This is a genomic window from Paenarthrobacter sp. YIM B13468 (assembly GCF_042788025.1).
GTDB classification, from domain to species: domain Bacteria; phylum Actinomycetota; class Actinomycetes; order Actinomycetales; family Micrococcaceae; genus Arthrobacter; species Arthrobacter aromaticivorans.
In genome coordinates this window covers 189,269-209,632 of the sequence record NZ_JBHZPI010000006.1, presented here as the reverse complement: position 1 = coordinate 209,632, position 20,364 = coordinate 189,269, and the positions used below count along the sequence as shown (strand labels likewise).

The window sequence follows — 20,364 nt, the reverse complement described above, 5'->3', positions numbered from 1 at the left end:
ACCACCACCTCATCCACAAAGAAAACTGGACCATCACCACCACCACCGGCGTGCCCTGGTTCACCCCACCCCCACACATCGACCCCAAACAAACACCACGACGCAACCACCACCACACACCCCTCAGAACATAAAAGAGCCTCAGAACACAAAAGAGCCCTCCGACCGTAAGAGTGCCCGGCGCATATTGAGGGGCCAGGCTGCACCCGTCTGGGCGCTTACTGGCGTTTTCTGGTTTGTAAGTCCCGGATTTTCCTCTCAAGGGCCAAACGCTCAGCGCCGTTGGAGCAAAGTTCAAGAGCCCGGTGAAATGCCTCGCTCGCTTCTTCATGGCGCCCAAGCCGCGACAGCAGCTCGCCCTTGACTGCGGGCAAGAGATGCGACCCCTTGAGTTCACCCCGGGCAGCCAATTCGTCAACGAGTCCCAGTCCTGCGGCAGGGCCAGAGGCCATGGACACGGCGACGGCACGGTTCAGATCAATGATGGGCGACGGCGTAAGTCGCCCGAGCGCCTCGTACAGGACCACGATTCGATCCCAGTCTGTGTCCTCCACCGAATACGCCACCGCGTGGCATTCGGCGATGGAAGCCTGGAGCCCGTAGGCGCCGAGCCCGCGGCCGGAGCCTGCCGCCGTCGAAAGTGCTGCGCGACCGCGCCGGATTGCTGACTGGTCCCATCGACGTCGATCCTGGTCTTCCAGCAGGATCGGCTGGCCGGCCGCATTGAGCCTTGCCGGGAACCGCGCTGCTGTGAGTTCCATGAGTGCCAGCAATCCGAATGCTTCGGGCACCGGCGCCACGCGGACCAGCACCCGGGCAAGTCGACGTGCTTCACTTGCCAGCTCGGTTCGCATCCAGTTTTCTCCTCCGGAAGCGTAGGCTCCCTCGGTGAAGATCAGATAGAGGACATTCAGTACCGAACCAAGCCGCTCAGGAATTTGATCGGCTTCGGGCACTGCGAAGGGCACGCGGGCAGCAGCAAGGGTCTTCTTGGCCCGGGTGATGCGGGCCTGGATGGTTGGCACCGGGACCAGGAATGCCTTGGCGATCTCTTCCGTGGTCATGCCGCCCACAACGCGAAGTGTCAGGGCAATCCGGGCTTCCCTGGACACCATGGGGTGGCAGGAAATGAACATCAGGGCCAGGACATCGTCGTCTATGGCTTGGGGGTTGAACAGCGCATCCACACCCGGTTCTTCCTCTGTGAGGTCCCGTGCCAGCAGCGCGTACTTGTTGTCCAAGGCTGCCCGCCGCCGGAAAGTATCGACGGCACGACGACGACCCGCCGTCAGGAGCCATCCCACGGGCTCGGCAGGTGCGCCGTTGACAGACCATGACACGAGGGCCTCTGCGAGTGCTTCCTGTGCGAGATCCTCTGCCAGTGGAAAGTCTCCTGTATAGCGGGCAAGGGCGCCGACGATACGTGCGGATTCGCTGCGCCACACCGCTTCGACGGCGGCCCTTGCCTCGTTGCTGCTCATGTCAGTTACTGCTCATGTCAGTTGCTGCTCATATCAGTTACCGCTCAAGTCAGTTGCTGCATGTCAGGTGCTCCCAAAGCAGTGGCCGTCTGGTCTAGAGCTGTCCGGTCTGCTCGCGCCAAGCCCGTTCCTTTTGGATCCATTCGTTGTCTTGGGGGAATTCGTCGATGCTGGTCACCCGCCGGATCTCCGTCTTGGTCCCCGCGGTCATCGGCGCACGCTTGGCCCACTCGATTGCTTCCTGCTTGGATGCAACATCCAGGATGTAGTAACCGGCAAACAACTCCTTCGTTTCACCGTACGGACCATCAGTGACCACCGGGGTGTCGCCGGTGAAGTCGACCACGACGCTTTCCTTTGCATCTTCCAGTCCTTCAGCAGCCAGCAGCACTCCAGCGCGAATCAGTTCATCATTGAACTTGCCCATCGCTTCGAGGATTTCGTTGAAGTCGATGTTCTCGAACTTGGCGAACGACTCGTCGGTTGCCCGCATGATCAGCATGTACTTGGCCATTGCACTCAATCTCCTGTGTTGTGGAAGGTCGCCCTTCGACCCTCTCATTCATGGGTCGAACAGTGCGAGGCGAAATCGACAAACTCTCGAAAGAATTTTCCGGTTCCTTTTTGAGTGTCCTTTCGCGGCTAGGTTCAGGCCCGGAAAGGTGGCCACGGGTGGCAAGGGGCACACGAAGGATCCCCCGGAACTGTTACTGGAACTGTCCGGGGGACCCCCTCGCTACCAAGTAGCGGCGTCGTGGTTCCTTTCTGCGGTTGAAGGTTGCAGGGCCCTAGCGGCCGCCTCCTCCTATGACTCCGGCTTCAACCGCTTTGGTGACGGCGTCAGCTTCGGCCTGTGTGAGCTTGCCGTCCGCCACGGCCTTGTCCAGCCGGGCCTTAAGGGCAGCGGCTCGCTCCTCCTGGGCGGCAGTACGGATTTCTTCCAGGGCGGCAGTGACCTTGGATTCGTCAACGCCCAGTGCTGAGGCCAGGGACTTGGCCAAGGCTGCTTCCTGCGCCGTTCGGTCCGGTTTGGTTCCCTCGGTGCCTTGAGTTGGTGGAGTGGTGGGCTTATTCGCTTCCCTGAAGGCCTTCAACGCGTCGGTGACCTTGGCCTGGTCCACTCCCAACTTGGCGGCAAGGTCCGCTGCGAGCTGACCGCGGTCGGGACCGTGGCCGTGGCCTCCGGGCCTTCCGTGGCCCTGCCCGGGCGTGGTGGCATCGGCTGACGACGTTGCGCTTGGCGTCGGCGTCGGCGTCGTGGTGGCTGATGCAACGCTGGTGACACCCAGCCCCGCGCCCAGCGCCAACGCCCCGGCTGTAATGCCAAGGGTAATTCTCCTGGTCTTTGACATGGTGCCTCTCCTCAATCCGCCGCCACTGTAACGGCTGCTGAGCCGTCCCAACGGCTGGTAACTTCCAGACGATCTGTAACATCGTCCTGTTATTACAGTGAGGCGCCCACCCAAGCCCACGCTGTTGTGAAGCTGTAAATCAGCTGTGAAGGTGTGATTGGGTGTCCAAGGCCGCAAGCAATCGCTTGACCGAACCTCCCAGGTTCCACTCAGTAGCCAGACGCTCGAGCTCAGCGCGTGCCTCGCCTGTCACGGGGCGTAGTTGGGCGCCTGCCTCCTCAAGGGTGGGCACCTTCAAGTCGCGAACCACATTGACGACGGCGGGAGCCACCTTAAGGTACGCGGCCGCTGAGGAAAGTTTGGCGCGTACGGAACTGGAGAGTCCGGCGTCGGGATCCTCTGCTGCCTCCAGGAGGCCCTCAAGGGAGCCGTATTCCGCGAGCAGAGACGCGGCCGTTTTCTCGCCGATACCTGCAACGCCCGGCAGGCCGTCGGATGAATCGCCGCGCAGTGTGGCGTAGTCGGCGTACTGTTGCGGCAGCACGCGGTACTTGCCAACGACGACGACGTCGGTGATCACTTCCAGGTTCTTCATGCCTCGAGCGGTGTAGATGACGCGGACGTCCCGATCATCATCGACGAGTTGGAAAAGGTCCCGATCACCCGTAACCACATCAGTGGGCAGCTGCGCCTGGCTGGCGTACGTCCCTACGACATCGTCAGCTTCATGGTCATCGATGCCCACCACAGCAATGCCCGCAAGATCCAGCACGTGGCGGATCAACGGGATCTGCGCTTCGAGAGGATCGGGAACGATTTCGACGTCGGGGCCCGCCGGCACGATTTCGGCCACCCTGTGCGCCTTGTAGCTGGGGACGAGCTCAACCCGCCATTTCGGGCGCCAGTCGTTGTCCCAGCAAGCGACCACGTGGGTGGCTTCATACTCCGTGGTGAGGCGGGCAATCATGTCCATCAGGCCGCGGACAGCGTTGACGGGTGTGCCGTCGGAGCGCCGGATGGAGTCCGGAACACCGTAGAAGGCGCGGAAATACAAGGAAGCAGTGTCCAGGAGCATGAGTCGAGGCATACCTGATCCTGACACGTCCTGCCCGGAATCACCGTGAACCTGGGCTAAACCTCGTCTGCGGGCCAGGCAAAGACTTGATCCTCAATGTGAGCCGCATTACGATTATGTGAGCGATAATAGAACAGGGTGTTCAACTATAGAACATCCATAGATTTCAACCCACAAAGAAGTGAGGAAAGCCCGTGCAGTTCCACCACCACGGTTACGTATCCGGTGACCCTCGAGTCGAGCCGGCCGCCGGCGTCGGAATCAACCGCCCGGCCGAGCTTCCCGACGAAGTTGACGTCCTCATCGTGGGCACCGGTCCTGCAGGGATGCTGGCTGCGGCGCAACTGGCCCAGTTCCCGGATATCACGACGCGCATCATCGAGCGGCGCCCCGGGCGTCTCGCAATCGGCCAGGCCGACGGCATCCAGGCCCGCAGCGTGGAGACCTTCCAGGCGTTCGGGTTCGCCGAACGCATCACCGCGGAGGCCTACCGCATCACCGAAATGGCGTTCTGGAAGCCGGACCCCGCTGACCACTCGCGCATCGTGCGCGCGGCCCGGACAGTGGATGACCCCACCGGTATCAGTGAGTTCCCCCACCTGATCGTCAACCAAGCCCGCGTGCTGGACTACTTCGCGGAGTTCATGGCCAACTCCCCCACGCGCATGAAGCCTGACTATGGCTACGAGTTCCGCGGTCTCCAGGTGACTGGTGTTGGCGACTACCCGGTCAGTGTCACCCTTGGGCACACCACGGGACCCAACGAAGGCGGGGAGCGCACCATCCGGGCCAAGTACGTCGTCGGTGCCGATGGTGCGCGCAGCAAGGTCCGCGAGTCCATCGGGTGCCATCTCGCAGGCGACCAGGCCAACCATGCCTGGGGTGTCATGGATGTCCTGGCCGTCACTGACTTCCCGGATATCCGCACCAAATGCGCTATCCAGTCCGGTGCCGGCGGAAGCATCCTGCTGATCCCCCGCGAGGGTGGGCACTTGTTCCGCATGTATGTGGACCTTGGTGAGGTTAAACCTGAGGATCATGGCGCCGTGCGGAAAACGACCATTGAGCAGATCATCCAGAAGGCCAACGACATCCTGCACCCCTATACGCTGGATGTCCGCAACGTCGCGTGGCACAGCGTTTACGAGGTAGGCCACCGGCTCACGGACAGGTTCGACGACGTCCTGCCGGAGGAACGCGGGACGCGCACGCCGAGGGTGTTCATCACCGGCGATGCCTGCCACACGCACAGTGCAAAGGCCGGCCAGGGAATGAACGTTTCCATGCAGGACGGCTTCAACATCGGCTGGAAACTCGGGCATGTCCTGGAAGGCCGCAGCCCTGAGAGCCTGCTGGACACGTATTCCGCTGAGCGTCAGGTGGTGGCCAAGAACCTGATCGACTTCGACAAGCAGTGGTCCACCCTGATGGCCAAGAAACCCGAAGAGTTCGAAGACCCCACAGAACTTGAAAACTTCTACACCCGCACCGCCGAGTTCCCCGCCGGCTTCATGACCCAATACGCTGCGTCGATGCTTGTTGCCGAGCCCACACACCAGGAACTCGCCACGGGGTTCCCCATCGGTAAGCGCTTCAAGTCGGCGCCGGTCCTGCGGGTCTGCGACACGAACCCGATGCACCTGGGCCACCACGCCAAGGCAGACGGGCGCTGGCGTATCTATGTCTTCGCTGACGCAGCGCAGGCAGGAGCCCAAGGACCTGTGGCGGACTTTGCCGAGTGGATCGCGAACTCGCCGGAATCCCCGCTGGCCGCTACGCCGTCGGACGCTGACCGCGACGCGTGGTTCGACGTGAAGGTGATCTACCAGCAAGACCACACCAACGTAGACATCAACGCCGTACCCGCTGCGTTCAAACCCACCGTTGGACCATTCAAGCTCACCTACCTTGAGAAGGTCTTCGGCACGGACCCGACAGCAGACATCTTTGAGCTGCGCGGACTCAGCCGCGACGGCGTGGTGGTGGTCGTCCGCCCGGACCAATACGTTGCCAACGTCCTCCCCCTGACCGCGACGGCGGAACTCGGCTCGTTCTTCGCCACCGTGCATTCCGGGCAGCGGGCAAAGTCGAACGCAACCGAGGCAGATCTGGTTAGCCACCAGGCCTAAGGATGAATGCAGCTGCCGGGAGCGGGACCAGGCTCCCGGCAGCAAATTCGCAGTGGTGCCACGGCGCTCTCCCAAAGCGTCGGAGGGGTCGGGCAGAATACCCCTCATGGGGCGCCAGGATATTCCAACGGCGCACGGAATGTAGCAAACCCTGACAGCCAACTCTTCCCGGGGCCGCTGGTTCCACGGGCTCTGCTCCCACAGGCTCTGGCGGAGGCCGGGCAAGCGGACGACAATGGGCTTGTGGTCACCCCTGCCAGCGCTGGCGGCGACAGCCTGAACGATGCCGCCAGAAAGATTCAACGTGTCTATCTCACGCTGACGCTTGGCAACACGGTGGCAGCTTCCTTCATCTGGGGTATCAACACGCTTTTCCTGCTTGATGCAGGCTTGAGCAACCTCGAGGCCTTCGCGGCCAACGCCTTCTTCACAGCGGGGATGGTCCTTTTCGAGGTACCCACAGGCGTCATCGCCGACGGTTGGGGCCGCCGCGCGTCATTCCTCCTTGGTACGATCACGCTGGCCGCGTCCACCTACTTGTACTACGTGCTTTGGCAGATTTCCGCACCGTTTTGGATGTGGGCAGTTGTGTCGGTGCTCCTTGGCCTGGGCTTCACGTTCTTCTCCGGAGCCGTGGAAGCCTGGCTGGTGGATGCCTTGCGCTTCTCCGGCTATGAAGGCGGCCTTGAAACCGTTCTGGGCCGCGGCCAGATGGTGCAGGGTGTGGCGATGCTGCTTGGTTCGGTGGCTGGTGGAGTGATTGCCCAAGCCACCAACCTTGGTGTGCCGTTCCTTATTCGGGTTTTCGTTCTGGTTGCCATGTTCGCCGTTGCCTTTGGGTTAATGCACGACGTCGGGTTCTCACCTGAGCGGTCCACCCACCCCCTCCGTGCCACCCGCGCGGTGCTCTCTGCCTCGATCGAGAACGGCCTGAAAAACCCGCCGGTCCGGTATGTCATGCTGGCCGCTCCCTTTAGTGCCGGCGTCGGGATCTACGTGTTTTACGCCCTGCAGCCATTCCTTCTTGACCTGTATGGCGACCCGCGGGCCTATTCCATCGCCGGTCTCGCCGCTGCAATTGTGGCTGGCTCGCAAATCCTGGGCGGCTGGCTTGCGCCGCACGCCCGGCGCTTGTTCCATAAACGAACCTCTGTGCTGATCCTTGGCGGTTTGGCAGGATTCGTGATCTTGCTGGTCCTGGGCTTCACGCGTGTCTTCTGGGTGGCCCTGGTGCTGCTGGCATTTTGGGCTGTGGTCGGATCTGCGGCAACTCCGGTCCGGCAGGCGTACGTCAATGACATGATCCCCTCGAAGCAGCGCGCCACGGTTCTGAGCTTCGATTCGCTCATGGGATCCAGCGGCGGTGTGGTGGTACAGCCGCTCCTTGGCCGTGGCGCTGACCTTTACGGCTATCCGGCGTCGCTGGCCATGGCGGGCATTATTGAGCTCATTTCGGTGCCATTCCTGCTGGCAAGCCGTAGGCAGGGGGCATCGGCGGACCGTGCCAACACCGAAGCCGTTCAGTCTCCTTGAGCCGGCAGCGGCGTCAACAAGGCGTCCTGAAGCTCCGTGGTCACTCCTGGTGGCACGTCGAGGTCTACGGCTAAGGCAAGTAGCGCGCGGCTGAAGTAGTTCCTGGCCGTGGCAGCGAGGGTGATGTCGGCAATCTCCCGGTCGCTGAAGCCCACATCGCGAAGCTGCTGCGTGTCGTCGTCGTTCATTGCAGCCGCATCGGTGCTGAGTTTGACCGCGTAGTCCATCATCGCGACTTCCTCCGGCGGCAGCCCGGCATCCCTGTAGTCCCGGGCAACAGCGAGCAACTGCTCCTCATCGATGATGGCCAACGTCTTCTTCCCATGTGCCAATCTGCAATGGGAGGACCCAATGGCCTGGGCGGCCGCAAGCGTGACAAGCTCGAAACGTCGCAGACCCAGCGATGAGACGATTGCCTTAACCAGCGACTGCCACGCCTTGTATGCCTCCGGGTTTATGCTCATGGCCTTCGTATGGCTTGGAACGTAGCCCATTGACTGCAGATCGGCTTGGTAGATTTCGGCGGTCAGACCTGTGGCTTCGGACTCGGATTGCACCTTCAGAATGGACATGGGCGCTATTCTTGCCCCCGGTCAGGGGAATGTAAATGAGGCTGCGGGTCCGTAGGAGTGACAGAGTGGGAGTTCATCGCGCAAATGTGGTGGAACCGGATAGTGAAAGCGTGGACAAGCAATGATCTCCCTTCGGCAGGATTCCCAAGGTTTCATCCGAATGAGCAGGCATTTTCCCGCCAGCGCCTCCGTGTCCATCACGTTTGCCGACGGCACCCAAAAGGTTTTCCCGGGCCAGCGGCTCAACGAGATCTTCGACGACGCTCTGGCCGCGTTCCGGGCAGGAAACAACCTCGACGCCAAGGGCTTCAACCGAGGGCCAAAAAAGAAGGTCCAGCAGGGCATCGAGTTCGTGCCCATCAGCCCTGACATGGCGTGAATTGCGCCCGGGCGGGTTCATGTCCGTCCCGGTTTTACTGTTTGCCCGGGTTCTACTGTTTGCCTGAGGCGTGACTGACGCAATAGGGCGTCCATGGCCTGGCTTCGAGCCGACCGTCCGGAATGCCGACACCACAAACCGCACATATCCCGTAAGTTCCATCGGAAATCCGCTGCAGTGCGGCCTCAATCTGCTCGAGGCCTACACGGCTCTGCTCAAGTAGCGCGGAGGCCTGGGAGAGCTCGAAGGCGATGGTGGTGCCCTCAGGATCATGCTCGTCGTCGACGTTCGAGTCCTGGCGGGCGAGGCTGACCGATGTGATGTCGCTGCGCAGCGCCTTCAGCAGGGCAAGCTTCCGGCCGCGCTCCTCCTCCAGCAGAACCCGGAACCGCTCGACGTCGATCATGTAGGCAAGCCTACTCATCGCCTTCAAGCGCCCGTCTGGATAAGCGCCCGTCTGGACAAGCCGTGCGGCGTGGTGCCCTAATAACGTCATGGGGAACTACGCGCGCCATCCCGGAGTCGATAGTTACATCAACGCACTTCCGGGCTGGCAACAAGCAGTTTGTGAGGAATTGCGGGACGTGATCCACGAGGCAGAACCGGACATCGTGGAGACAATCAAAAGACGGGTTCAGCCCTACTTTGTCCTGGGTGGAAACGTCTGCGCGTTGCTGGCGGCCAAGAACCACATCAATCTCTTTCTCTACGATGGCGCTATCGTTCCTGACCCTGCCGGGATCATCACAGCCGGGCACGATAACAAGACCAGCCGAATGATCAGCTTTTACGTCGATGACGAAGTACCCACGGCACCCCTCATCGCTATGCTTCGACTAATAGCCGCCAACAATCGAGCAGGTGGGTGGCGGAAGATCAAAGCAGCTTTACAGGAGACTTCCGGCCCAGCGTGAGCACCAGCTTCGTCGCCTTCGCGGCGGCCGGGAATCATGCGGAACACCGGTCCGTTATCTTCACAGGCCCGTTATCTCTACAACGGCCGTTTCGCCGTACTCATAACGACAGGAAGTTTGGGGACTGACCATGACGTTGAACGAAACGATTGCCCGCCTCCAGGCGGCCCACCTCATGGTCCGCGACGCCAAGGAGTGGGACGAACTGTCCACGAACCTGTGGGCTGCCTATGATGCCAACGACGAAGAACTCGTTGAGCAGTTACGGTCACCGTTCCTGCAGTCGTGGCGGACCGTCACGCGGTACGTGCTCCGGGACACCTTCGACGCAGCCGGCATTTCGGTGGGCGAACCAACCCATCCATGGGGAATCGCGACGCTCACCGCTAATGGAACTACCTGCGAACCACTTCTCTGCCGCGCTGAAGGATTCCAGCTGCTCACGTTTGACGAAATACTGTCCGGTTATTCGGATTCGCTGGAGCCTCTTTTCACGGGTGCCGGACAGGTGGACCGCTGATCAACGTGGGTATGTACTCCAGCAGCTGCAGCTGGCCATCGAATGTCCTGCTGTTCACCATTTCAAGCGAAACATCAGGATAGCCGTCATAAATCCGCTCCCTGCCAGTGCGGCCTGTGATCACCGGAAAAACGACAATCCTGTATCGGTCCACAAGGCCGGCACTCAACAAAGAACGGCAAAGGCTGAGGCTTCCCAGCGTGGTCAGCGTGCCGGTCCGGGTCCGCTTCAACTCCTTGACAGCTTCCACAGCATCCCCGCTCACCAGCTCGGAATTCGGCCAAGCCAGGGGTTCTTGGAGAGTGGAAGAGAAAACGACCTTTGGCACAGCCGCCAGCCCGGTCAGGGCCGCTCCCTCTTCCTCGGAGAACCCGGAGTCTTCGCCCGCGGCCTGCTCCGACATGCTTGACATCACCCGATAGGTGTTGGCCCCCATAAGCGTGGTGAAATCCTTCTTCCCTTCTTCCTCGAGCCAGGCAAGGTATTCCGGGGATTCAAGTCCCCACCAACCGGGCCACCCCTCCGCTGAGGCATACCCATCCAGGGATATGATCAAGTCCACCATCAACTGCGCTGATGTCGCTTCTGTAGTTGGCTCGCCCACGGCTGCTCCTCACGGGATTCGGGTTGTGCCTAGCATTGTCCTCCCGAAGGCCGGTTTGCACCACGACTCACGCGTTCCTGATCTGGTCCAAACTCTCACGCAGTCCGATCACTGGAATGTCAGGGAAAGCAGAACGTGCCACAGCCGGATCGAAGGCCGCAGCGCCTGATTCCATCCACAGCGCTGCCCTCGCCATCCGGGCCATAAACGGCGAAACCGGACGTGCCACGGCGGCCATCACCCGTAAGGCTGCCACTGGTATCCGCTGGATAGAGCCCTTTCCAGCGTCCGCGAGGATAGCTTCCGCGAGCGTGTTGAAGGGGAGAGTTTCGGATCCCCACTCAATGATCCTTCCACGCAAGGAAGGGCCGAAAAGCGCCAACAAAACAGCGGCAGCAGCGTCCGGCGTCGACGTAAATGTCACAGGTGCCCGTCCCGAACCGAAGACAGGCACCCGGCCCTTCGTGTGCAGGGGCTGGCTCATTGAATCGAGGAACTGGTCAAGGTTCGCTCCCAGCCGGATCACCGTCCATGCCATGCCCGAGGCCTTCAACGCCTCCTCGGCGGCGTACTTCATGCGCAGGAATTCCAGAGGGGCATCGGGAGCTGCCCCATGCATCGACATCATGACTACATGCTCCACGCCCGCCCGGGATGCGGCCTCGATGAGCCGAAGTGCACCGTCGCGATCCACACTGCGCGGGTTACCGCCCCTTTTCAGCCCAAAGCCCGACGCCGCAAACACCACTTGGCTGCATCCCGCAACGGCCCGGTCGCAGTCCGCGCCTGAGGCGAGCGTCCCGCGGACTAGCTCGACGCCGTCGACCTCCTTCCCGGGGAACGGCTGGGATTCGCCCCTGGCCATGATCCGCACGGAAGCGCCGCGCCGAACCAGCTCATCGTTAAGCCGCGAACCCAGGCGGCCGGTGCCGCCCACTACGAGGATCACGACGCCTGCGATGTCGGAAGTACGGCCCCCGGCTCAAGACCCGCACCCGCTGTGGCCCGGACGGCGTCGTCGATGTCACCTGAAGAACGTTCCACAGGTTCGAGATAGAAATGGACGGAGGCGATCCGCTCCTGGCGCACAGTAAAGATCGCAACGCCGGCAAGTTCCACCGGCGTGGCATCGCGTCTTGTACCCCGGGAACCCCATTCAACCCAAACGGTTCCGTGCCTGCCTTCAGCAGCGTCGACGATCACCGGTGTGAAGTCAGGAACACCGGCAAAAATGCTGGTCCAGTTGGCACGGACCTGGGCGCTGCCGGTGAAATTCCGTTCGGGATGAACCGGCGTGATGTTGACATAGTCGTCGGCGAATTCGGCGACTAATGCGTCAAGGTCGTGGCGTCCGGAAGCGGCGAACATCCGGCGAACGGGCCCTTCCGGAAGGCGCTCCAAGCCCTCCACGGTTGCCATGGTGACTCCTTGGTGCCCCGCCAATTAGCCCATCGAGGGCGGACAAGGCTGGTATCTTGAATTCAATACAGTTCTCTGTATTGATTGGAGTCTAGAAGCCATGGCAACCGGAATCAAGAGTCCCGGAACATCCGGGAGCCAACGCACCTACGATGCGAGCCGTCGCCGCCAAGCAGCCGAGGCATCCCGGCGCACCATCCTCGCGCGCGCACGGGAACTATTTCTGCAGCAGGGATTCGGAGCAACCACCATCACCGAAATTGCCGCCGCGTCCGCAGTATCGGTGGAGTCCATCTACAAGAACTTTGGCGGCAAAGCCGGCCTCGTCCGGGCACTCCACGCGCAGAGTCTCCTTGGCACTGGCGGCTTGCCCGCCGAACAGCGCTCAGACCTCGCACAAGTAAGGGCAGATGACCCGCGGGAACTGATGGAGCAGTTCGGCCGGTTCACTGAAGAAGTCAGCCCCCTTGCTGCGCCGATCAGCCTGCTCATCCGCGACGCCGCCGCGACAGGAGATGCTGACATGGCCAGTCTCCTGAAAGATGTCGACGACGCCCGCCATCGCCGGATGCTGCACAACGCACGTCAACTGATTGGCCGCGGCCTGCTCCGTCCCGGCATGTCCCCGGAAGAGGCCGCCGACATCATGTTCGCCTGCACCACCCCCGAACTGTTCGAGAGCCTAGTGCTGAAACGAGGGTGGAGCGCAGAGCAGTACGGCCGGTTCATCGCCTCGACTCTCGCCGCAAACCTCCTCTGACCTGCAACTAGTCTGACGTGTCATGTCGAAGTACCGCTCGGCTGGGAGGACCCGAGCCTGACGTGCAACCCTTGTTCAATGGACCTGGAAATCTCGCTCTCCCTCACGATTCCGGCCTCGGAACTCGGCTGGCGGTTCTCGCGTTCATCAGGACCGGGCGGTCAACACGTCAACACGACCGACAGCAGGGCGGAGCTTTCCTGGAACGTAGCCACGTCGGAGGCGTTGACAGAAAGCCAACGGGAGATCTTGCTGCGTCGACTGGACAAGCGACTCGTCGACGGAGTCATCACCGTTACAGCCTCTGAGCAGCGCTCGCAGTGGCGTAATCGCGAGACTGCCCTGGCAAAGCTCACTGACATTGTGGTGGCAGGCCTTGCCCCAAGGACCGTGCGCAGGCCAACGAAACCCACACGCGGCTCCGCCCAGCGGCATCGCGCAGCAAAAGTACAGAGGTCGGCAACCAAACAGCAACGACGGCGGCCCTCGCCTGAGTGACGAGCGTCGGAGTGACGGGCGTCTAAGTGATCAGCGCCTGAATGACGAACGCCCGCGTGACCCAGCCAGGCCAACCGGGACAGTGGGAGCGCCCCCTTTTAGCAATTGGCTGGGGATGGCAGCATACAGTCATGTCATCCATCCAGCGCATCCGGCCCGAAGGGCTCGTCTCCAGCCCGGCATTCAGCCACGTAGCCATCGTCCCTCCAAACGCCACCACCATCTACGTCGGCGGCCAGAACTCGGTCGACAGCGACGGTTCGCTCGTTGGCGAGGGCGATGTTGGAGTGCAAGCTGCACGCGCCCTGGCCAACGCAAAGACCGCACTGGCCTCCGCTGGGGCGACCCTTCGCGACGTTGTGCAGTGGACGGTTCTCTTCGTGGACGGTGCCGATCTCGCCGCAGGGTACGGCGCCATTGCATCCGAGCTCGCCGCCCACGAACCGCCCCTCGTGACAGCAGCGTTTGTCTCCCGTTTGGGCGTTCCCGGGGCGCTGGTGGAGATCAGTGCGGTAGCCGCCGTCGAGCGGTAAATGCTTTCCTTTGCCGCACTGCGGACGTTTTCGCGTGGTTGGCAGCTTTTTTGGGCATTTCGTCATCCTTGGCGGGCGATTCGCATCTAGGGAACTGACACTCCTGGAACCGAGGCTTAAGGGACAGCACCACCGCCCTACCAAGGAGATCACGTGACTACCAACAATTTGGCCCTCATCGGTTTCGGAGGCGTCAACCGCGCTTTGGCCGAACTCATCCGTGACGAACCCCAGCGATTTGCCTCGCTCGGATTCGAGCTTCGCGTCGTGGCCATCACCGATCTTGCCTTCGGCTCACTCGTCCAAGGAGACGGCATCGATCTGGCCGCCGTGCTCGCGATGCCGCGCGGGTCCTCGTTCGAGGGACTGCCAGGTGGGAGCCCGGATCCCCGCAACGAAGACGTCATCAAAAACAGTCCGGCCGACATCGTCGTCGAGGCTACCTTCACCAGTCCGATCGACGGCGAACCGGCAGTTTCGCACGTCAAATGGGCCATCGAATCCTGCAAGCACGTGGTGACCACCAACAAGGGTCCTGTGGCCTTGCATGGCCGGGAATTGGGCCGGCTTGCAGCAAACAATGGTGTCCGTTTCGAGTACGAGGGTTCAGTCATGAGTGGCACGCCCGTTATTCGACTCGCACACAAAATGCTGGGCGGCCTGGAATTGGACTCAGTTCAAGGCATCCTGAACGGAACCAGCAATTACGTCCTGGGCCGGATGGAGGCCGGGCTGGGCCTGGATGAAGCCATCGCCGAAGCCCAGGACCGCGGGTATGCCGAAGCGGACCCCACTGCAGACATCGGCGGCTCGGACGTCCGGCTGAAGGTCGCCATCCTGGCCAACGAGTTGCTCGGTGCCAACATCCACCCCAATGACGTGGAAACCACCGGTATTCAGGACATCAAGAGCGACGACGTGGCACAGGCCTTGGCAAGCGGCTACCGCTGGAAGCTGATTGGCGAAGCCCGCCGGGAAGATGATGGCCGCATCGTAGCTACCGTCCAACCCATCGCCCTTCCGGGTGAACACCCGCTCGCCGGTATTTCCGGCGCCACCAATGCCGTCTCATTCAGCACGGATTTGCTGGGAGCCGTCACAGTATCGGGCCCTGGGGCCGGCCGCGTGGAAACTGCCTACGCCCTCATCTCGGACATCATCGCCGTCAACGAATTCGCCAAAGGAGCGGTCCGTGCCTGAGTCAGCCATCGCCGACACCACAGCGGCAGCCCCCGCCACTGACCTGGCGGTGTACGACAAGTTTGACGGTTCCGTCCTGGCGACCCTTCCCCAGTGCACCGAGGCAGACGTACGCGTGGAGATCATCCGCGCCGCGGCCGCCGCTCCGGCAGCGGCCGCCATGCCCCGCCATGAACGTGGGCGGATTCTGGATGCCGCTGCAGACCTGCTCCAGCAACGTGCGCAGAAAGTGGCTGGGCTCATCGTGTCGGAGGCCGGGAAGACCATCACGCAGGCGCTTAAAGAGGTCTCCCGTGCAGTGAATACGCTTAGGCTCTCGGCAGCGGAAACCCGCCGAAACGTTGGGGAAGTTGTTCCCTTCGACTCCTTTTCTGGCTCCGAAAACCGTCAGGGATGGTTCACCCGGGAGCCGTTGGGGCTTATCGCTGCCATCACCCCTTACAACGACGCCCTGAACCTGGTGGCGCACAAGCTCGGGCCGGCGATTGCCGGAGGAAACACCGTCATCCTCAAGCCGTCCCAGCTGACACCCTTGACGGCCATGCTTCTCGTGGACCTGCTGCGCGAGGCGGGCCTGCCGGCGGAGTTCGTGACTGTTGTCCTGGGCGATCGCACCATCGCGCAAACCATCATCTCGTCCAAACTGGTTCGCATGGTCTCCTTCACGGGCGGCTTTTCCACGGGCCGGGCCATCGCCGCCAACGCCGGCATAAAGCGCCTGTCGATGGAACTTGGCGGCAACGCGCCCGTGATCGTGTTCGACGACGCGGACATTCCTGCCGCCGTCGAGGCCAGTGTTTCCGGTTCCTTCTGGGCCGCTGGACAGAACTGCATCGGCGCCCAGCGGATCCTCGTCCAGCGGTCAGTCTTCGAGACCTTCCTTCAGGCCTTTGTCGCCCAAACGGCCGCGCTAACCACAGGCGATCCCCGCAGCGAGCAGACCGACGTCGGACCCATGATCAGCGCCGCGTCTGCCGCAGAAGCAAAGCGCAAGATCGACGAAGCAGTGTCGGCCGGTGCACGGCTGCTAACTGGTGGCACCTTGGACGGTGCGCTCCTGACACCTGCTGTCCTTACCGGAGTCCCGCGTAGTTGCGAGGCTTGGAGCGAAGAACTATTCGCACCCGTGGTCCTCGTGGAACCGTTCGACTCCGCCGAGGAAGCCATCGCACTGGCCAACGACAGCGAATACGCACTGCAGGCCGGGGTATTCACCAAGGACTTGACCCGTGCGCTGGCCACCGCCAGGGCAATCGACGCGGGCGGGGTGATGATCAACGATTCTTCGGACTACCGCCTCGATGCGATGCCTTTTGGCGGCTCGAAATACGGGAGCATGGGCCGGGAAGGCGTCCGCTTCGCCTACGAGGAAATGACGCAGCCCAAGGTCATAGCGATCACTTCATGATGTTCGGCGGGCGTTGTAGTCAATAGACCAGACTGTGCCGATCCGGCGTTGCGTAACCACTTCGGTTCCGCAGCGCCGGAACCATTTAAGCCCAGCATGGTTCACACTGCCTTAGCGAGGCGCCTGCCTGTCGATGACCGTGGAGAGGGACAAGGCCGTGGTGATGTCACGGACGCCCGGAAACTCTGAGACCTGCCTCCAGATCTCCTGGATTCGTGCAGCGTCGGGGGCCTCAACCCTGACCACGATATCCAGTTCGCCGCTGACAACATCACAAGTGGCGATTTCAGGAATTGCCTTTAGTCCGGCAATCACGTCCCCGCCCCGCATCCTGTCATGTCGTTGGATCAGGAGCACGGCATTGACCGTGGGCGAGCCTTCTCCGGCTGATTCCTTGATGGTGTAGCCGTGGATATACCCGTCCCGCTCAAGCCGCTCAATCCGTTGCCGCACCGCGTTGCGGGAGAGCAGCACTTTCTCGCCCAACTGGGCAAGGCTGATACGGGCATTGCGCCGCAGTTCGGCCAGAATCTGCGCATCTATGTCATCACGTGGACTCTTCGGCACGGACGCTCCTGTCTGAGGGTGTGAGCATGTGTTGGGCGATCTCGAGCACTACATCAACGACGACGGCACGAGGACGGCGAGGACCGGTGGACGCCCCGTTGCGAACCGATCGCCCCGTTCCGGATGGATCAGCCTGTCCACCTGCCGAACTGACTGCAGGCCCGGAAGTGGCCACAGGACAACGTCCTTCGAGGCAGGAATGCCGCTGCGGCTATCTGTCCAGCAAGTTGGCCGGTACAAACATATCCCATTGGAATGTTGCTTCTTGATGTCCTCGCACCCGTGAGCACCCAAGGATCTCCTTGCCGCCGGCACACCCGGGCACCGACCAACCGGAAGCCTTAATGCCTGGCCCTGCTTCAGACGGATCCCGTGGTTTGGGACCGTTCACGACGGCGGTCGAACAGGGAAGCGCCCACGGTCACTGCAATAAGGGCGGACGCCAAAAGCAAGGGCAGGTGTGTCATTGGTACAACCATGGCCCCTGCCAACGCTGCGCCTGCAGACCCTGCAGTGATCTTCAAAGCTCCGATCCACACGAAGACCTGACTCGCGCCCCAGCTGGTGCTGGCCCGGCTAGGTCCGCGGGAGGGGGACATGGCGTTGTTCCCATCCAGGTGGCCAGGCCGCCACACCACCTAGGACTCCAATCCACACTGGCGGATGGCCTCGGTGACTCTGCTGCGTCCTTCGGGATCCAAGCCACGCAGCGGCAAGGGCAAGGCTGAGGACGGAATGAGCCCCAGGTCTTCAGCCAGTGCAACGGTGACCCGAAGGCTCCCATAGGTTCGGAACAGGGACCAGACTGGTTCCAGCGCGGCGGAGGCTGCCATCGCTTCATCGGGCCGACCAGCCAAAGCGTGATCAACGATTTCCCGGGCCTGACGGGGAAGGATCCCGCCGATCACCGAGTACCAGAGATCGCAACCAGCAAGCAGCGCTTCGGCGGCAACCCAATCTCCGCTGATACCCACAAATGTTCGCTCGGGCAAAGCTTCCCGGAGCTTGCCGAGCCTGGTGCCAATGTCAGTGGAAGCCGGCGGCGGAATCTTGATGGACGCAATTCCCGGGATACGTGCAATCCTGGCATGCAACTCGTCTGTGAAGGTGAAGCCCGTGGTGGCAGGGTTGTCATACACGACCACCGGGAGATCTGACTCCGACGCAACGTCCTCAAACAGCCCGAAAACCTCCGCTTCCGTCAGGCGCTGATAGGACACCGGGGCCAAAAGCAATGCCGAGGCGCCAGCGGCATGGGCATCGCCGGCAAGCCTGATGACGTCGCGGGTACGCACTGCCCCAACACCCGCCAGAACCGGCACGCCACCGGCAGCTTCCACGGACGCTTCAAGGACCAGGCGTCGTTCTTCACGGGAGAGATAAGCGTAGTTTCCCGTCGAGCCAAGAACACCGAGCGAATCCGCGCCGGACTGGGCAGCGCGGGCCACCAGCCGGGCAACCGCGTCCAGATCGACAGTTTCACCTCGCATAGGTGTCAGGGGGAATGCGCTGAGGCCGTTGAACACTACGGTCCTTCTTTCTTACGGCTGTGGTCGGTGCGAACACGGCCGCAGCGATGCTGGTGGGACCAAAGTGGCTATCCGGCCGGACTTCCAAAAGCGCGCCAACAAAGTGAAGGCGGAGAGCAGCGAAGACTCCTCTCAGCGCCGGGGAATATTGCGCAGGTTGCTCCGGGCCATGCTCACAGCTTCACCGGCACCGCGGTTCAAGACCACTTTGGACATGGCCGTCGCGAAACCAAGGACTTGTTGCCCGGAAATCTTCGGCGGGATGGAGAGCGCATTCGGATCAGTGATGAGCTCCACCAGCGAAGGACCCGGGTGGGCAAACGCCTCCCGATACGCTTCCTCGATGTTCGCCGGATCTGTCACCCGGACAGCGTGGAAGCCCAAGGCCTTCGCGACGGCGGCATAGTTTGCGTCAGGAACGTCGACGCCGAAATCGGGCAGCCCGTCCACCAACATTTCGAGCTTCACCATGCCCAGTGTTGAGTTGTTGAAAACCACTACGTTGACCGGCAGTTGATGTGCGGCCACAGTAATGAGCTCGCCAAGCAGCATGGACAAGCCCCCGTCACCCGAGACAGAAACCACCTGGCGCCCCGGATAGGCCACCTGTGCACCGATGGCGTGCGGAAGGGCGTTGGCCATTGACCCGTGAAGGAAGGAACCGATCAGCCGGCGCGTGCCCAGCGGGTTGATATAGCGGGCCGTCCAGACGTTGCACATTCCGGTGTCCGCGGTGAAGATGGCGTCATCCGCGGCTACTTGGTCCAGCAGGGAAGCAGCATACTCAGGATGAATGGGCTGCTTCTTTTCGACCTTACGCGTGTACGCGCCCACGGCCTTGTTCATCAGGCGGTCGTGTTTCTTCAGCATTTGGTCCAGGAAGCGGCGGTTCTTCTTTGGAGTGACCAAGGGCAGAAGGGCGGCCAGTGTAGGAAGCACATCACCATGAACCGCAATGTCGACGTCGGTCCTCCTCCCCAACCGCTGGGCGGCCCGGTCAACCTGTGCCGTACGGGTGTCCGGCAGGAACTGGTCGTAGGGAAAATCGGAACCAAGAAGGATCAGCAGATCGGCGTCCTCGATGCCTTCCGCTGCCGCACCATAGCCCAGGAGGCCGGTCATTCCGATGTCGAACGGATTATCGTACTGGACGAAGTCCTTGCCTCGCAGTGAGTGGCCAATCGGGGCGTTGACCAGTTCCGCCAAGGCAATGAGTTCGTCGTGGGCCCCCTGGACGCCCGCACCCGCGAAGATGGCGACCTTTCCGGCGTCGTTGATGGCGTCAGCCAGTTCCTGGACGCTCGACTGATCCGGGATCAGGCGTGCAGGCCGAAACGTAGCGGGTAACGGCGTCGGCGCGGTGGCCTCAAGGCCGGCGATATCGCCGGGAAGGGTCACGACGGCGACTCCCCCAAGGGCTACAGCGTTCTGGATAGCGCTATGCATCACACGGGGAGCCTGCTCGGCTGTGCTGATGAGTTCCGAATACACCGAGCATTCGGTGAAGATCCGGTCAGGATGGGTTTCCTGAAAGAATCCGCTGCCGATCTGCTTGCTGGGGATATGGGAAGCGATGGCAAGTACGGGCGCCCCAGTACGGTTGGCGTCGTAGAGTCCATTGATCAGATGGAGGTTGCCGGGTCCACAGGAGCCGGCACAGACAGCAAGCTTGCCAGTCAATTGCGCCTCGGCGGCCGCAGCAAAGGCGGCCGCTTCCTCGTGGCGGACATGGATCCAATCGATACCGCCTTTGGCCGACCCTCCCGTTTGGCGCACCGCATCCACTATTGGATTGAGGCTGTCACCGACGATTCCATAAATACGCTGCACACCGGCAGCCTGGAGTTGTTCGATGAGCTGGGTAGCAAGTTCCTTGGCCATAGTGTGCAGG

The 20,364-nt window shown here is 61.9% G+C and carries 23 protein-coding genes; 10 read left to right on the top strand and 13 right to left on the bottom strand.

The annotated features are described in order from the left end of the window. Nucleotides 1-218: 218 nt before the first annotated feature. From ACFX4T_RS08485 to ACFX4T_RS08470, 4 genes are all read right to left on the bottom strand, one after another. A complete protein-coding gene (locus ACFX4T_RS08485; protein WP_377651446.1) occupies nucleotides 219-1,481 on the bottom strand; it encodes an RNA polymerase sigma factor in 1,263 nt (420 codons plus the stop codon). A 94-nt stretch (nucleotides 1,482-1,575) separates the two neighbouring features. Beyond that, nucleotides 1,576-1,995 (bottom strand): YciI family protein, encoded by a 420-nt coding sequence (locus tag ACFX4T_RS08480; RefSeq protein ID WP_216925640.1) that lies wholly within the window; start codon nucleotides 1,993-1,995, stop codon nucleotides 1,576-1,578. A 274-nt stretch (nucleotides 1,996-2,269) separates the two neighbouring features. Beyond that, nucleotides 2,270-2,833 carry a hypothetical protein gene (locus ACFX4T_RS08475; protein WP_377651445.1) on the bottom strand — a complete coding sequence of 188 codons (564 nt, stop codon included), beginning with the start codon at nucleotides 2,831-2,833 and terminating at the stop codon, nucleotides 2,270-2,272. A 139-nt stretch (nucleotides 2,834-2,972) separates the two neighbouring features. Then, nucleotides 2,973-3,920, bottom strand: a complete 948-nt coding sequence (locus tag ACFX4T_RS08470) for a 5'-3' exonuclease H3TH domain-containing protein (protein WP_377651444.1) — start codon at nucleotides 3,918-3,920, stop codon at nucleotides 2,973-2,975. Between the two features lie 182 nt (nucleotides 3,921-4,102). Here ACFX4T_RS08470 and ACFX4T_RS08465 point away from each other — a divergent pair, with 182 nt between their 5' ends. Further along, a complete protein-coding gene (locus ACFX4T_RS08465; protein ID WP_377651443.1) occupies nucleotides 4,103-6,037 on the top strand; it encodes an FAD-binding monooxygenase in 1,935 nt (644 codons plus the stop codon). Between the two features lie 276 nt (nucleotides 6,038-6,313). Further along, nucleotides 6,314-7,570, top strand: a complete 1,257-nt coding sequence (locus ACFX4T_RS08460; RefSeq protein WP_216925662.1) for an MFS transporter — start codon at nucleotides 6,314-6,316, stop codon at nucleotides 7,568-7,570. Here the strand turns inward: ACFX4T_RS08460 and ACFX4T_RS08455 are convergent. Continuing rightward, nucleotides 7,558-8,142: a carboxymuconolactone decarboxylase family protein gene (locus ACFX4T_RS08455; protein ID WP_216925637.1), complete on the bottom strand. Its 585-nt coding sequence runs from the start codon at nucleotides 8,140-8,142 to the stop codon at nucleotides 7,558-7,560. The genes ACFX4T_RS08460 and ACFX4T_RS08455 overlap by 13 nt on opposite strands. A gap of 121 nt (nucleotides 8,143-8,263) precedes the next feature. On the opposite strand from ACFX4T_RS08455, the gene ACFX4T_RS08450 reads away from it, so the two are divergent. Further along, complete coding sequence (locus ACFX4T_RS08450) at nucleotides 8,264-8,521, top strand: hypothetical protein (RefSeq protein ID WP_377651442.1); 258 nt, start codon at nucleotides 8,264-8,266, stop codon at nucleotides 8,519-8,521. 52 nt (nucleotides 8,522-8,573) lie between these two features. On the opposite strand, the gene ACFX4T_RS08445 is transcribed toward ACFX4T_RS08450, so the two are convergent. Further along, nucleotides 8,574-8,927 carry a TraR/DksA family transcriptional regulator gene (locus ACFX4T_RS08445; protein ID WP_377651452.1) on the bottom strand — a complete coding sequence of 118 codons (354 nt, stop codon included), beginning with the start codon at nucleotides 8,925-8,927 and terminating at the stop codon, nucleotides 8,574-8,576. Nucleotides 8,928-9,015: 88 nt separating this feature from the next. Between ACFX4T_RS08445 and ACFX4T_RS08440 the strand changes: the two genes are divergently transcribed. Next, a complete protein-coding gene (locus ACFX4T_RS08440) occupies nucleotides 9,016-9,435 on the top strand; it encodes a DUF1801 domain-containing protein (RefSeq protein WP_377651441.1) in 420 nt (139 codons plus the stop codon). 130 nt (nucleotides 9,436-9,565) lie between these two features. Further along, nucleotides 9,566-9,955, top strand: coding sequence for a hypothetical protein (locus ACFX4T_RS08435; protein ID WP_377651440.1), 390 nt, complete (start codon nucleotides 9,566-9,568; stop codon nucleotides 9,953-9,955). Here the strand turns inward: ACFX4T_RS08435 and ACFX4T_RS08430 are convergent. The 3 genes from ACFX4T_RS08430 to ACFX4T_RS08420 all read right to left on the bottom strand — a co-directional run bounded on the left by ACFX4T_RS08430 (nucleotide 9,927) and on the right by ACFX4T_RS08420 (nucleotide 11,978). Next, a complete protein-coding gene (locus ACFX4T_RS08430; RefSeq protein WP_377651451.1) occupies nucleotides 9,927-10,520 on the bottom strand; it encodes a dihydrofolate reductase family protein in 594 nt (197 codons plus the stop codon). The two genes, ACFX4T_RS08435 and ACFX4T_RS08430, sit on opposite strands and share 29 nt — an antisense overlap. Nucleotides 10,521-10,626: 106 nt before the next feature. After that, nucleotides 10,627-11,508 carry an NAD(P)H-binding protein gene (locus tag ACFX4T_RS08425; RefSeq protein ID WP_216925632.1) on the bottom strand — a complete coding sequence of 294 codons (882 nt, stop codon included), beginning with the start codon at nucleotides 11,506-11,508 and terminating at the stop codon, nucleotides 10,627-10,629. Beyond that, nucleotides 11,505-11,978 carry a nuclear transport factor 2 family protein gene (locus ACFX4T_RS08420; RefSeq protein ID WP_223946132.1) on the bottom strand — a complete coding sequence of 158 codons (474 nt, stop codon included), beginning with the start codon at nucleotides 11,976-11,978 and terminating at the stop codon, nucleotides 11,505-11,507. Before ACFX4T_RS08420 ends, ACFX4T_RS08425 begins: the two co-directional genes overlap by 4 nt. 100 nt (nucleotides 11,979-12,078) lie before the next feature. On the opposite strand from ACFX4T_RS08420, the gene ACFX4T_RS08415 reads away from it, so the two are divergent. The 5 genes from ACFX4T_RS08415 (at nucleotide 12,079) to ACFX4T_RS08395 (ending at nucleotide 16,377) form a co-directional block, all read left to right on the top strand. Then, the gene (locus ACFX4T_RS08415; protein ID WP_216925630.1) at nucleotides 12,079-12,738 is read left to right on the top strand and encodes a TetR/AcrR family transcriptional regulator; all 660 of its coding nucleotides are present in this window, start codon (nucleotides 12,079-12,081) and stop codon (nucleotides 12,736-12,738) included. Nucleotides 12,739-12,816: 78 nt separating this feature from the next. Next, on the top strand, nucleotides 12,817-13,236 hold the full coding sequence (arfB, locus tag ACFX4T_RS08410; RefSeq protein ID WP_377651439.1) for an alternative ribosome rescue aminoacyl-tRNA hydrolase ArfB: 420 nt from the start codon (nucleotides 12,817-12,819) through the stop codon (nucleotides 13,234-13,236). A 131-nt stretch (nucleotides 13,237-13,367) separates the two neighbouring features. After that, nucleotides 13,368-13,769 (top strand): RidA family protein, encoded by a 402-nt coding sequence (locus ACFX4T_RS08405; RefSeq protein WP_377651438.1) that lies wholly within the window; start codon nucleotides 13,368-13,370, stop codon nucleotides 13,767-13,769. A 153-nt stretch (nucleotides 13,770-13,922) separates the two neighbouring features. After that, a complete protein-coding gene (locus ACFX4T_RS08400; RefSeq protein WP_377651437.1) occupies nucleotides 13,923-14,969 on the top strand; it encodes a homoserine dehydrogenase in 1,047 nt (348 codons plus the stop codon). Beyond that, nucleotides 14,962-16,377 (top strand): aldehyde dehydrogenase family protein, encoded by a 1,416-nt coding sequence (locus tag ACFX4T_RS08395; protein WP_377651436.1) that lies wholly within the window; start codon nucleotides 14,962-14,964, stop codon nucleotides 16,375-16,377. The genes ACFX4T_RS08400 and ACFX4T_RS08395 overlap by 8 nt, the downstream gene beginning before the upstream one ends. A 111-nt stretch (nucleotides 16,378-16,488) precedes the next feature. Here ACFX4T_RS08395 and ACFX4T_RS08390 read toward each other — a convergent pair whose 3' ends face one another. The 4 genes from ACFX4T_RS08390 to ACFX4T_RS08375 all read right to left on the bottom strand — a co-directional run bounded on the left by ACFX4T_RS08390 (nucleotide 16,489) and on the right by ACFX4T_RS08375 (nucleotide 20,354). Then, nucleotides 16,489-16,944 carry an Lrp/AsnC family transcriptional regulator gene (locus ACFX4T_RS08390; protein WP_216925626.1) on the bottom strand — a complete coding sequence of 152 codons (456 nt, stop codon included), beginning with the start codon at nucleotides 16,942-16,944 and terminating at the stop codon, nucleotides 16,489-16,491. Between the two features lie 359 nt (nucleotides 16,945-17,303). Then, nucleotides 17,304-17,543 carry a hypothetical protein gene (locus ACFX4T_RS08385; protein ID WP_377651435.1) on the bottom strand — a complete coding sequence of 80 codons (240 nt, stop codon included), beginning with the start codon at nucleotides 17,541-17,543 and terminating at the stop codon, nucleotides 17,304-17,306. A gap of 39 nt (nucleotides 17,544-17,582) precedes the next feature. After that, nucleotides 17,583-18,470, bottom strand: coding sequence for a dihydrodipicolinate synthase family protein (locus ACFX4T_RS08380; RefSeq protein WP_377651434.1), 888 nt, complete (start codon nucleotides 18,468-18,470; stop codon nucleotides 17,583-17,585). Nucleotides 18,471-18,605: 135 nt separating this feature from the next. Continuing rightward, nucleotides 18,606-20,354, bottom strand: coding sequence for a pyruvate dehydrogenase (locus ACFX4T_RS08375; RefSeq protein ID WP_377651433.1), 1,749 nt, complete (start codon nucleotides 20,352-20,354; stop codon nucleotides 18,606-18,608). Nucleotides 20,355-20,364: the final 10 nt, after the last annotated feature.